Here is a 15,148-nt window from a genome sequence, read left to right as displayed (position 1 = left end):
ATAATGCCACTAATAAAATCGACTAATCTAGAAGAAGTAACTTCGAAAGAAACCTTAGTTAAAGTTTTAATTAATCATATTAATCAAGCTCCCAATAAGGTTATTTATAGATTTTTAGAAAATGGGGAAGAAGAAAGTGATCGCAGAACTTTTCAGGATTTATATGATAATGCAAAACGTATTGCGTCTCATATTTTAGAATATGCAAATCCCGGAGATCGTGTTTTACTTTTATATCCGTCAGGATTAGATTTTATAGATGCCTTTGTAGGCTGTTTAATGGCAGGAGTGATTGCAGTTCCAGCTTTTCCACCACAAGGGAAACGAAGAGTGGGGAGATTGGAAAATATTGCTGTAGATTGTAAAGCTACTCTCATTTTGACTATAGAGAGTATATACGTTAAAACAATTAGTTGGTTTGATAATGAAATTTTTGCAGATGTAAAATGGTTGCAAACGAACCTCTTAACTCATAGTTTGGACAAAGAGTTTCCTGTTGTATTACCAAGAGATACAGCTTTTCTTCAATATACTTCTGGATCAACAGGTGATCCAAAAGGAGTTATGGTCACACATTCTAATATTGTCCATAATAATAAATTGATGGAAAATTGTTTTCATCAAAATTTTAACTCAGTAGGAGTTAGCTGGTTACCTATTTATCATGATATGGGACTTGTAGGAAATATTCTTCAGGCTTTATATGTGGGCTTTGAAATGAATATTATGCCTCCAACTGCCTTTATACAAAAACCTCTTCGATGGTTAAAAATTATTTCAGATTATAAAGCGACTTTTAGCGGAGGACCTAATTTTTCATATGATTTGTGTGTTAATCAAATTAAGGAAGAGGATTTAAAAGGACTCGATTTAAGCAGTTGGTCAGTTGCCTATAATGGATCAGAACCAATTAGACCAGAAACCATAAATAATTTTACTACTAGTTTTAGTTTAGTTGGATTTAGCAGCACGCAGTTAATTCCATGCTATGGAATGGCAGAAACGACTCTTATCGTTAGCTGTTCTAATTTTAATTCAGTACCTAAAGTCTTATTATTAGATAAAGAAAATTTTCATTTAGGAAAAGTAAAACTTTTAAATAAAGAAAATAAAAATTCGAATACCATTGAATTTATAGGTAATGGACCAGTTTTAGAAGAATTGGCAATTAAGATTGTCAATCCCGATACTAAGATCTTATGTGAGGAAAATGAAATAGGTGAAATTTGGATTAGTGGGGAAAGCGTTGCAAAAGGTTATTGGCAAAGGGAAGAATTGACTAAAGATTTTTTTCAGGCGCGAATTCAAAATTCGGATGTAAACTTTAGTGCAGACGAAACAGAGTATTTGCGCACAGGCGATATGGGGTTTTTAATGAATGAGCAACTTTTTATAACGGGTCGTTTAAAGGAGATGATGATCATTAATGGAGTAAATCATTTTCCACAAGATATAGAACGTGTTGTACAACAATCTCATATTGATTTGCAAAACAATGCAGGTGCAGCATTTTGTATAGAGGCAAATGGAAAAGATCAATTAGTTGTTGTTCAGGAAATTAAAAGAACGTCAATGAGGGGCTATGATTTTGATTTCATTGTTAAGCGCATAATTGATAGTGTATTTGAGCAACATGAATTAGCTATATATGGAATTGTATTGGTTGAACCGGGAAAAGTTGAAAAAACGTCAAGTGGGAAAATTAAACGATTAGCCACAAAAAAATTATATGAGTCTGCTACTATTGATGGAGTAATGGATCAATGGGTCCGAGGACAAAGCATTAATAATGAACAGTTACAAGAGAACGAAATAGTAAAAGCAGCAACGTTATCTAATGATGTAGAAACGTTTTTACGAGAAGCTGTAGCAACTGAATTAAACGTAGACATATTAGAAATTAATGCTCATACTTCGTTTTCAGAATTAGGTGTAGGTTCTTTAAACATCATAAGACTGATTGGGATAATACATAAAGAATACGGAGTAGAACCTCCAATTCGCAAGATGTTTGAAGATTTGACGAATATAGATGCGATTAGAAAATACATTACTCAGGAAAAGGGACAAACGGAAGCCATATCTGACAATCAGGTAGAGGCTAATGAGCCATTTCATACGAATATTTCTTCTGGTTTGCCGACAAGTTCAAATGAAAAGATTCATACTGGCGCGGATTCTACAACCGATAGTACCGACTTTATTACAATCAGAGATCTGTTAGTGGAACAGAATCGTATTCTTGAACAACAAAATCACATCATTTTGGAGTTTTTAAAGATTTTTAAAACTTCAGAGAATACCAATAAACAGGGAACAGGTGTAAGCGTCGCTGAGATTTCTGAAACTACAAACCTATTTGATAGTATAAAAAAAAAATAATAACTAAAGAAGAAATCAGTCAGACAGGATTATTTGACGGTAAAGATTTTTTTTTAGAAAAACTACCAAAAAAACAGGAAGAACGGCAAGAATCAAATATTTCTAAGGTCAATTTGACTTTGACACAACAGAAGTTTAATCTTCTTCATCAAATTGACCCGGAAAGATCTTTAGCATATAATCAATCTTTCAGCTTACAGATGAAAGGTAAAATAGATGCGTCATTGCTGAAAATAGCAGTATATAATTTCGTAGATACACATAATATTTTAAGAACTCGGGTATCAGAAGACGGAGTACACTTAATTTTCGATTCCTCTATTACTTTACCAATAGAAGAAATAGATTTTTCAAAAGATGGATTAGATCAACAGGAAAAGGCATATAAAGCTTTAGTTGATGTAAACATGCATACTGCATTCTCATTTACAAAAGGGCCTCTAATGCGACTACAGTTAGTAAGATTTTCTTCAGAAGAGACTGCTTTAGTTGTGACGATGCACCACATAATAGCAGATGGATGGTCCTGTGCTTTATTTATTAAAGGAATTGCAAATAACTACAATTCGTTATTTCAGGGAAAGAAACTGGACTTATTACAGCCCGTTGGTTTTAATGAGTATACAAAATGGTTAGAAAATAAATTGAGTAGTGATGCCTGGAAGGTTCACGAAGAGTATTTTATAAATAAGTTTTCTAAAAAATCTTTTAATATAGTACTTCCGTTTGATAACAGTGTATCTCAATATGGGAATGCAGGTAAGTCCGTTTCTTTACGTATTCCTGCAGAAGATATTCTTAGATACAAAAAATGGAGCAGCCAGCAAAATCTAACACTTTTTATGACATTTTTGTCGGCATTCGAACTCTTGTTATGCAAAATAACGGAGAAAAATGAGCTTATTATTGGTATTCCCACAGGTGGCAGAACAATGCCGGATATACAAGAAGCAATTGGAGATTTCTCTCATTTTATGCCTTTTTTAATATCCCATAATTCTAAGGATTCTTTAACAGAATATGTAAAGGATCTAAAAAATAGAATATATGAAACCTATGAGCATCAGGAATATCCTTATGCTAGTTTTATGGAATTGCTCCAAAAAGAGACTGATATAAAATATGATAACTGGGTAAATGTTGTTTTCAATTTTAATGTTAGTGTTTCTAATATTGATATGGAAAGTGTAGACTTACAGGTAGTGCATAATAAACCAGTTTACAGTGATTTTGATTTAATGTTTAATGCCATTGAGGAATCGGGAGATTTAGTTCTTTCTCTGGATTACAGAGAATCTTTCTTAAGCAGTAAATTGGCAAAAGATATTTTAGACTGTTATCAATTTATTTTAAATCAAATCATTGAAAGCGATGGAGGCAGTATAGGAAATATACAATTGTTATCTGAAGATGAAAAAGAGCAACAACTAAAGCATTTTAATAATACAGAAGTATTATTTCCAAAAGATAAAACGATAGTTGATTTGTTTGAAGAACAAGTATTGCGAATGCCGGAAAGCATTGCAGTTGTTTTTGGGAAAAAAGAATTGACATATAAAGAGTTAGATGAAAAATCAAATCAGATAGCCCATTATTTGATAGGTAAAGGATTAAGTCCGGAAGATTTGGTAGGTATTTGTGTCAATCGTTCTTTTGATATGATTATAGCGGTGTTTGGGGTCTTAAAGGCAGGCGGAACTTACGTTCCTATAGATGCCGAGTATCCTGAAGAGCGCATTCATTATATAATTGAAGACAGTAACACCACTTTTTTCATAACAGATCATGCACATGAATTTTTAGCTGCCGAAAACAAGAAAATACAAATTATTACAACAGATGATAGTTGGAACTCAATAGGTAAACAACCATTAAGCAAGGTTGATACTATTATCAATGGAGATCAGTCTGTTTATGTTATTTATACATCAGGTTCTACAGGCAGACCTAAAGGAGTTGTCATTAACCATACGAGTTTATTGAATATGGCTTTGTGTTGGGAGTCATCTTATCATTTGGATAGTGATACTTGCTTATTGCAAATGGCAAGTTTTTCTTTTGATGTGTTTTCCGGCGATTTATGCCGAAGTTTATTATTTGGAGGCAGAATGGTACTTTGTCCTTCAGATGCCAGGTTGGATCCGGCCAGACTTTATGATCTTATTTTAGAAAAGGGTATTACTATATTAGAAGGTACGCCAGGTTTAGTGATTCCATTGATGGATTATATCTACGAGCAAAGTTTAGATTATGCTTGGATGAAGCTCTTAATTTTGGGATCTGATGTATGTAATATTAATGACTTTAAAAGAGTATACAGCAGGTTTGGTCACGCTATGCGAATCATTAATAGTTATGGTACTACTGAAACAACTATTGATAGCTCTTATTTTGAAACTGATAATGTTGAGATTCTTGATGGTTTAGTGAATGTCCCTGTTGGTAAGCCTTTATGGAATAATAGTTTTTATATACTCAACACTTCTGAGTCATTAGTACCTATAGGAGTAATTGGCGAATTGTGTATTGGCGGAGCGGGAGTAGCCCGTGGCTATTTAAACAAGGAAGAATTGACCCGTGAAAAGTTTGTAGCGAATCCTTTTAAAACAGGAGAGCGAATGTACAAAACGGGTGATTTAGCGCGTTGGTTACCTGATGGTAATTTGGAATTTATAGGCAGGAAAGACGATCAGGTTAAGATTCGTGGATATCGTATAGAATTAGGTGAGATTGAGAACGCATTATCATTGCTTCCCGAAGTTACACAATGTTGCGTATTGGCCAGGGAAGATGTAAATGGTGCAAAACGCTTAATAGGTTATGTGGTAGCAGAAGGTGCATTAGATAAAGAGCATCTTCAAAACCAATTAAAACAAAGCCTGCCAGAATATATGATTCCTATGATCTGGATTGCATTAGATGCAATGCCATTAACCAGTAATGGAAAACTAGATAAAAAGGGATTGCCAGATCCGGATAGCTCAGAGTTATCAAGTAAAGAATATGCCGAACCAACTACAGATTTAGAATTACAACTAGTTAATTTATGGCAAGAGTTATTAGGTGTTGAAAGAGTTGGTATTCATGATGATTTCTTTGAACTGGGAGGTCATAGTTTATTAGCAACACGCTTAGTTTCTATAATTCGTAAAGAGTTGACAATAGAAGTTTCTATTCGGGAAATATTTATCCATACTACGGTTTCTAAGTTGGGAACTTTTGTGTCCTCTCAATCCGGAGGTGTTGCCTTACCTACAATTACGGTACAGGATCGTCCAGCCCGTATTCCTTTATCCTTTAGTCAGGAGCGATTATGGTTTTTGGATAAGTTGCAAAGCAGTACAGATTATCACATACCTGTAGTTCTTCATTTAGAGGGACCTTTAGATATATTCATATTAGAAAAAACTTTACAGCAAATTGTTTATCGTCATGAGGTATTACGAAGCGTACTTCTTTCAGAGCATGGAATTGGTTATCAGGAAATTATCAGTGCAGAAAACTGGTCATTGGATAGAGAAATTGTATCAGATGAAGTATTATTACAAAGTAATATAGCAGACTATCTGAAGAAACCTTTTGATTTATCTAAGGATTATATGCTAAGATGTTGCTTATATGATTGTGGGAACGAAAAATATGTACTGGCCAGTGTATTCCATCATATTGCCAGTGATGGTTGGTCCGGTGGGGTCTTAGTCAATGAGTTTATGAAGTTGTATAATATACTTCAATTAGATCGAACAGCAAGTCTTCCAAAATTGAGTTTGCAGTATGCAGACTATGCCATTTGGCAACGAAAATATGTAGTAGATACTGTTTTAGAAGAGCAATTATCTTATTGGGAAGAGAAGCTGCAAGACGTTAGCACTTTAGCATTGCCAATGGATTATGCACGCCCTTCAGTACATAGCACAAATGGAGCTTCTATATCTTCTGTATTAGATAAAACGTTAACAGCATCCTTAGATTCCTTATGCCGATCAGAAGGTGTTACGCTGTTTATGTTTTTATTATCAGCCTTCAAAGTTTTATTGTCTCGTTATAGCGGACAGTCTGATATTTGTGTGGGAACACCAATTGCAAATCGTACGCAATTGGAGTTAGAAGACATGATTGGCTTTTTTGTAAACACTATTGCTCTTCGCAGTGATTTAAGCGGAAACCCAAGTTTTAGTAATTTATTAGCAAGGGTAAAACAGACAACCTTAGAGGGATATGACCATCAATTAGCTCCTTTTGAAAAGGTAGTAGATCGTGTGGTTACTACTCGTGACATGTCTATGAATCCTTTGTTTCAAGTACTTTTTGTGTTACAGAATACGCCTGATGCATCTCGAGAATTGAGTTTAGAGAATATTAAGATTTCAAATTATAAGTTTGATAACATTACCTCTCAATTTGATTTGATGTTAAATGTATTTGAGGATAATAATGGTATTTCATTGGAGATGTCATATTGTACAGCTTTATTTGATAAGGCTACAATCGAGAGTATGCTGCTGCATTATCAGGAATTATTGCAAAGTATTGTAAGCAGTACCAAACAACCAATCAGTACTCTGTCGATGCTTAGCCAGGCAGAAGAGCATCAATTATTGAATGTTTTCAATAACACTGAAGCTGCCTATCCATCAGATAAAACAATTGTTGATTTATTTATCGAGCAGGTTAAGCAAACACCTAATGCTGTTGCAGTTGTTTATGAAGATGAAAAACTAACCTACAAAGAATTAGATCAGCGCTCCAATCAGTTGGCACACTATTTACGTGAGCAGGGTGTAAAACCCGATGCTCTTGTAGGGATCTGTCTGGAGCGCAGTTTAGAAATGCTAATTGGTATCCTTGGGATCTTAAAATCAGGAGGCGCTTATGTTCCTATTGATCCGGAGTATCCAACAGATCGTATCGCTTATATGCTTAAAGATGCTGGTATTGATTTGGTTGTAAGCAGTCAAACCAGTTGTAATGTTATAAACAGAGATGAAGAATTATCCGTTCTGTGTCTGGATAAAGATTGGGAACTTATCTCAGGGTATCCAACAACAGCGCTTAGTACTGTATTGACAGCCTCTAATTTAGCGTATGTGATATATACCTCAGGAAGTACCGGTACACCTAAGGGAGTTTTGATAACGCATAAAAATGTAGTTCGATTATTTAAAAACGAATCCCCGTTATATGATTTTGGGTCCGGTGATGTCTGGACTTTGTTTCATTCCTTTTGTTTTGATTTCTCAGTATGGGAGATGTATGGAGCCTTATTACATGGAGGCCGTTTAGTGGTTGTTTCTAAGTTCCTAACAAAAGATGCTGTTTCTTTTAAGGAATTACTAATAAAAGAAGGTGTAACAGTTTTAAATCAGACACCAGGTTCATTTTACGTACTTCAGGAAGAATTTTTATCCAAAAAATCATCACATTCTCTGCGTTATGTAATTTTTGGAGGAGAGGCGCTGAATTCCACTTATTTGGAAAGATGGAAGCGTTCTTATGTAGATTGTAAACTGATCAACATGTATGGCATCACAGAAACAACTGTACATGTAACTTACAAAGAGATTACAGAGTCAGATACACAGAGTTTGATCAGTAATATAGGTACTGCAATTCCAACTTTAGGATGTTACATAGTGGATGCTCATTTAAATCTGGTTCCCATAGGAGTAGAAGGAGAATTGTGTATCTCGGGAGCAGGAGTAGCACGAGGTTATTTAAATAGAGAAGACTTAACCAATGAGAAGTTTATAGCGAATCCGTTTAGTGCGGATAAAACTTCCAGATTATACCGATCGGGAGATTTAGCACGCTGGCTTCCGGATGGAAACATAGAATATATCGGCAGAAAAGACGATCAGGTTAAAATTCGCGGCTATCGAATAGAATTAGGTGAGATTGAAAACGCCTTGTCTTCTTTAGCGGGAGTTACACAATGTTGTGTTTTGGCCAAAGAAGATACAGCAGGCAACAAACGTCTGGTTGGTTATGTAGTTTTAGAAGGAGCATTAGACAAAGAGCAATTACAAAACCAATTAAAATTAAGTCTGCCACAATACATGGTTCCTCAATTATGGGTAGCATTAGATACAATGCCATTAACCGGTAACGGAAAACTGGATAAAAAAGCATTACCAGATCCGGATGGTTCAGAACTATCGAGTAAAGAATATGTAGCACCACGCAACGAAACAGAAACCCAATTAGCTGAAATCTGGCAAAACCTGTTAGGGGTAGAACAAGTAGGGATTCATGATAACTTCTTCGAACTCGGAGGTCACAGTTTGCTGGTAGTTCAATTGATATCCCGCCTACAGGCGTTAGATTTTAATATCGCAGTTAAAGATATTTTTGCAGGCCCAACTATAGCTTCTATTGGTGATAAGCTATCTTCGATATCGTTTGTTTACACTGTTCCTGCTAATGGAATTTTAGTAACAAGTGATTGTATCACACCATTGATGGTTCCTTTACTTGATTTTGAGCAAAACGATTTAGATAAGATAGTGGCAATGGTTCCAGGTGGTATTTCAAATATTGAAGACATCTATCCTTTATCTCCATTACAAGAAGGGATTTATTTTCACCATCTTATGAGCAATGCTGTTCAGGGAGATCCTTATATTCTTTCGGGTTTACTTTCATTTTCTGATTCAAAAAAGCGTACAGACTTTATCGAAGCCTTACAGTTTGTGGTGAATCGCCATGATATTTTGCGTACCTCTTTTTTAAGTGCTGATTTACCTGATGTTGTTCAGGTAGTATTGCGAGAAGCTGTTTTACCAGTAGAATTATTAGAGAGTTCAAACTTGGATAATTCCAAAGCTATTTTACCACAGTTGAAAGTATTGGCAACTTCAGGTACTCATTGGATGGATACCTCTAAGGCTCCATTACTGGAATTGAAATTAACAGATGATCCTGAGAACGAATCATATTATCTGGTAGTCTATTATCACCATTTAATAATGGACCATGTTGGTTTAGAGAAAATCATGGAAGAGGTAATGGTACACCTGTCAGGAGAAGGGGAAAATCTTTCAGTTCCTTTTTTATATCGGGATTTTATTGGGCATACTTTGCATGCACAATCAGTCAGCGATGGAGAGTCTTATTTTAGGTCATTATTGGGAGCAATTAATGAACCTACCTATCCATTTAATTTATCAAATGCCTTAGGAGATGGTACAAAAATTGAAGAGGCCACAGTTACCCTTTCTAAAGATTTAAGTACAGCATTGCGTACTACTTGTGTCCATTTAAGTATTAGTCCTGCTGTATTGTTTCATGCGGCTTTCGGATTGGTAATAGCAAGATGCAGTAATAAGCAGTATGCGGTGTTTGGCTCCTTATTTTCTGGACGTTTGCAAGGCTCTTTAGGTGCGGCAGATTCTTTAGGTTTGTTTATCAATACACTACCAGTTGCTTTGGAATTAAAAGGCAGTGTTATGGAGTATTTAGAGGAAGTTAAGTTAAGATTAGGAGAATTGTTATCTTATGAGCAAACTCCTTTATCTTACATTCAGGATTGGAGTGGTATTTCCAATCAAATGGCCCTTTTCAGTGCTTTATTAAATTACCGTCATTCTTCAGCAGTAGAAGAGGGTAATATGAAAAATTTGGGGATAACGCTAATTGATGATTATGAACGAACGAACTATCCTTTTAACTTTATTGTAGATGATTTTGGTATTGATTTTGGATTAACAGCACTTGTGGATGTGAACATTGGAGCAGGTCGTATACTTCAATTCATGGAACAATCATTAATTCAACTTATAGATGGCTTAACTTTTGAAAAAGAAGTAAGCATAAATACGTTGAATATCCTGTCTAATAAAGAAAAACACCAACTATTAGATGTTTTTAATGACACTGATGCTGTATATCCAGTAGATAAGACCATAATAGATTTATTTGTCGAACAGGTTAAACAAACACCAAATGCTATCGCAATTGTTTATAAGGACGTGGAACTAACTTATAAAGAATTAGATAAACACTCCAATCAATTGGCTCATTATTTATTATCAAATAATAGTATTATTGCAGATAGTCTAATAGGAGTAGTTTTAGAGCGCAGTGAATGGTTAATTATTTCATTTCTTGCGATATTGAAAACAGGTGCAGCTTATGTACCAATAGATTCCAATTTTCCGGAAGATAGAAAAGAATACATAAAGAAAGATAGTAACTGTTCTGTTGTTATAGATGATTTAGTACTGGAAACATTCAAAAAGAATTGCTCCGATTACTCTGATGACTTCCCTGAAATAAATACCAGCCCTGATAATTTGGCATACATTATTTACACTTCGGGTAGTACGGGTAAACCAAAAGGGGTAATGATTGAACATCGAAATATTGTCAATACAATACTATCTCAGATTTCTGCTTTTTCAATTAGTAATAAGGATAGCTGTCTGCAATTTGCGAGTATTTCGTTTGATGCTTCTATTTGGGAGATAGGTATTTCTCTTTTGAGTGGCAGTCGCTTATGCATTATAAAAGAAGAAGCAAAATCAGATGTTACCTTTTTTAGAAACTTTATAGCAAATAATGCTATTACTTTTGCAACCTTGCCACCGGCTTTTTTACAATTATTAGCTGTTGACGATATAAAAAGTATTAAAACGCTAGTTACTGCAGGAGAGTCAATACCTTTAGAAGTAGCGAAGAGATTTTCTGAGCATTACAACTACATTAATGCTTACGGACCTACAGAAGCAAGTATTTGTTCTACAACTTTCCAGGGAGGTATAAAAAATAGGGTATCCATTGGGAAACCTATTGATAATACTCAGGTGTATGTGATGAATGAGGAACACAATCTTTTACCTGTTGGAGTAGTAGGTGAATTATGTGTGGGAGGAGCAGGAGTAGCACGAGGTTATTTAAATCTGGAACAATTAACCAAAGAAAAATTTATAAACAATCCTTTTATTGAAGGAGAGCGAATTTATAAAACGGGAGATTTGGCACGCTGGTTACCAGATGGCAACCTTGAATTTATAGGGAGAAAAGATGATCAGGTTAAAATTCGGGGCTATCGTATTGAATTAGGAGAGATTGAAAATGTATTATCATCATTATCAGGAGTTGTCCAGTGTTGCGTTTTAGCCAAAGAAGATTTAAATAACACCAAACGTTTAGTTGGTTATGTGGTACCTGAGGGTGATTTCGATAAAGAAATAGTACAAAACCAATTAAAGCTAAGTTTACCTGAGTATATGGTTCCACAATTGTGGGTGACCTTAGAAGTAATGCCATTAACCACTAATGGTAAGCTGGATAAAAAAGCATTGCCAGATCCGGATAGTTCAGAATTATCAAGTAAAGCATATGTAGCACCGCGAAACGAAACGGAAGAGGAGTTAGCTATCATCTGGAAAGAATTATTAGAGATTGATAAGGTAGGAATTCATGATAATTTTTTTGAATTGGGGGGGCATAGTTTATTGGCTACTCGTTTGGTTTCCATGATTCGAAAAAAGTTATGTATAGAAGTTACTATCAAGGAAATATTTGAACATACCACAATCACCGAATTAGCAGCTCATGTATCCGTCCAGTCAGAAGGAGTTTTATTGCCAAATATTATTGTAGAGGATCGTCCTGTTCGCATTCCTTTATCCTTTAGTCAGGAACGATTATGGTTTTTGGATCAGTTGCAAGGCAGTACAGAATATCACATCCCTATTGTTCTTCGTTTAGAAGGCGTATTAGAAGTATCGATACTGAAGCAAACCTTACAGGAGATTGTTTCCCGTCATGAGGTTTTACGCAGTATGCTTCTTTCAGAAGAAGGAATTGGTTATCAGGAAATTATCAGCGCTAAAAACTGGTCATTGGATCAATTGGAAATAAAAGACAGATCAATGTCCGAAAGCAGTCTACGGGATTATCTGATGCGTCCTTTTGATTTATCGAAAGATTACAAGCTACGAGCATGTTTGTATGATCTTGGAGACAATCAATATGTCTTAGCAATTGTATTTCATCATATTGCCAGTGATGGCTGGTCAGGAGGAATCCTGACCAATGAGTTTATGGAATTGTACAACGCTCTGCAGTTTGGTCACGCGGCCGCTTTACCAGAGCTTAGTTTACAGTACACAGATTATGCGATATGGCAGCGCAAGTATTTAGAAGGAATTATTTTAGAGAATCAGTTGTTGTATTGGGAGGAGAAATTGAGAGGTGTTGGTACTTTATCGTTACCAACAGATCACATACGTCCTTCTGTGCAGAGTAGTGTGGGAGCGAGTGTTTCTTTTATACTGGATAAGGAACTAAGCGCTTCATTGGAGTCAGTATGCAAAGAAGAGGGAGTAACCTTGTTCATGTTGTTTTTGTCCATTTTTAAGGTTTTGTTGTTCCGATATACAGGACAGGAGGATGTTTGTGTAGGAACTCCTATAGCTAACCGTACACAATCGGAGTTAGAGGGTATGATAGGTTTTTTTGTCAATACGCTGGCACTTCGAAGTGATTTGAGTGGTGATCCTAGCTTCAGAGAACTATTGGCAATGGTCAAGCAGACTACTTTGGAGGGATATGACCATCAGTTGGTTCCTTTTGAGAAAGTAGTCGATCGTGTAGTTACTACCCGGGATATGAGCATGACCCCTTTGTTCCAAGTGATGTTTATAGTACAGAATGCATCAGCAACGAATAAAAAATTAGATTTAGAGGGGGTTGTGGTATCAGATTACGAGTTTGATATGGTTACTACGCAGTTTGATTTGACATTGAATGTATCAGAAGAAGAGGAAGGAATTTCACTGAACATAAATTACAGTACTGCCTTGTTCGAAAAGACAACAATCGATCGAATGCTGTTGCATTATCAAGAGTTGTTAAAAAGCGTCGTAGCCGATACTTCCAGGTCTTTGGGTAATCTGTCGATGCTTACCAAAGAAGAACAACATCAATTATTGGATGTTTTTAATAACACTGATGTCGCATATCCAAAAGATAGGACTGTAATTGATTTATTTACTGAACAGGTTAAACGAACACCAGCTGCTATTGCAGTTGTTTATAATGGTGAGGAACTAAGTTATAAAGAATTAGACCAACGTTCGAATCAGTTGGGACATTATTTACAAGAGAAAGGAGTTAAACCAGATGCTCTTGTTGGTATCTGTTTGGAACGTAGTTTAGAGATGTTTATTGGTATTCTGGGAATCTTAAAATCAGGAGGCGCTTATGTTCCCATCGATCCGGATTTTCCAAGAGATCGTTTAAATTACATGCTTACAGATGCTGGTATTGATTTGGTGTTAAGCAGTGAGTTAAGCCGTGCAGTTATAGATAAACGTGAAGGTTTGTCAGTTTTATCTTTAGATAGTGATTGGGATCTTATCTCAAACTGCTCAAAAAGAGAATTGAGTCCTCTGTTATCGCCTTCTAATTTGGCATATGTTATTTACACCTCGGGAAGTACAGGTGTTCCTAAAGGAGTTCCTGTTGTTCATACCAGTTTAGTTAATTTCTTGTTGAGTATGATTAATGGTTTAGAAATGAGTGATTTAAAATCATTTCTGTCAGTGACAACATACACTTTTGATATTTTTTATTTAGAATTTTTCACTCCTTTATTATTAGGAGCTAAAGTTATCATGTTAGATAGCATATCCATAAAAGATGCAGATAAACTTCAATCTTTTATAGCGGATTACCGCCCTGATTTTATGCAGGCGACACCATCAACCTGGCAAATGCTTATTGATAATGACTGGGACAATAAAGAAGGAGTTACAATTTTAACCGGAGGAGAAGCTATTAAGGAATCTTTAAAGGATAGCCTTACTACTATAAGTAATTTTGTTTGGAATCTATATGGTCCAACAGAGGCTACTATTTGGGTTACAGCTCAAAGATTAAATCGTTTTCAAAAAGTAAACATAGGTAGAGCGATAGATAATGTTAAGATATACATAGTTGATAATTATGATAAGATAGTGCCATTAGGAGTAATTGGAGAATTGTGTATAGGAGGCGTTCAGGTAGCAAGAGGGTATTTAAACCGAGAAGAATTAACAAATGAGAAGTTTATATCGAATTTGTATAAAGAGGGAGAACGAGTTTATAGAACAGGCGATTTGGCACGTTGGTTACCTGATGGTAATATTGAACTTGTAGGAAGAAAAGACGACCAGGTTAAGATTAGAGGTTATCGTATAGAATTGGGCGAGATTGAAAACGTCTTGTCTTCTTTACCGGGAGTAGCACAATGTTGTGTATTGGCTAAGGAAGATTCAGCTGGTAGCAAGCGTCTGGTTGGTTATGTTGTACCTGAGGGAGATTTCGATAAAGAAGTATTACAAGAACAATTAAAGATAAGTTTACCGGAATATATGGTTCCCCAATTGTGGGTGACTTTAGAGACAATGCCATTAACCAGTAATGGAAAGCTGGATAAAAAGTCATTACCAAATCTGGATGGGTCAGAATTATCAAATAAAGAATATGTAGCACCACGCAACGAAACGGAAGCGCAGTTAGCAGAAATCTGGCAAGAATTATTAGGGATTGATAAGGTAGGAATTCATGATAACTTTTTTGAATTGGGAGGGCATAGTTTATTGGCAACCCGCTTAGTGTCTATGATTCGTAGAGAACTATTAATAGAAGTATCTATTCGAAACATTTTCAGATTTAATACTGTAGAAGAGTTAGCATCATATATCATTTATAAACTAGTCAACTCTACTGATACTAAAAATGATTATAGTATAAACATTGAATTATAATTTAATAATGC

Annotated in this window: 2 protein-coding genes; both read left to right on the top strand. The window is 35.4% G+C overall.

What is annotated here, in order from left to right:
- Positions 1-3: 3 nt before the first annotated feature.
- The gene (locus M4I44_RS16705; protein ID WP_249965452.1) at positions 4-2,382 is read left to right on the top strand and encodes an AMP-binding protein; all 2,379 of its coding nucleotides are present in this window, start codon (positions 4-6) and stop codon (positions 2,380-2,382) included.
- 113 nt (positions 2,383-2,495) lie between these two features.
- Entirely contained in the window at positions 2,496-15,137 is a 12,642-nt protein-coding gene (locus M4I44_RS16700; RefSeq protein WP_256472263.1) for a non-ribosomal peptide synthetase, read from the top strand.
- Positions 15,138-15,148: the final 11 nt, after the last annotated feature.

It is taken from the genome of Flavobacterium sp. B183, from assembly GCF_023539155.1.
Lineage (GTDB): Bacteria > Bacteroidota > Bacteroidia > Flavobacteriales > Flavobacteriaceae > Flavobacterium > Flavobacterium tructae.
The sequence above is the reverse complement of the archived record's forward strand: the minus strand, read 5'-3'. Positions and strand labels throughout refer to the sequence as shown.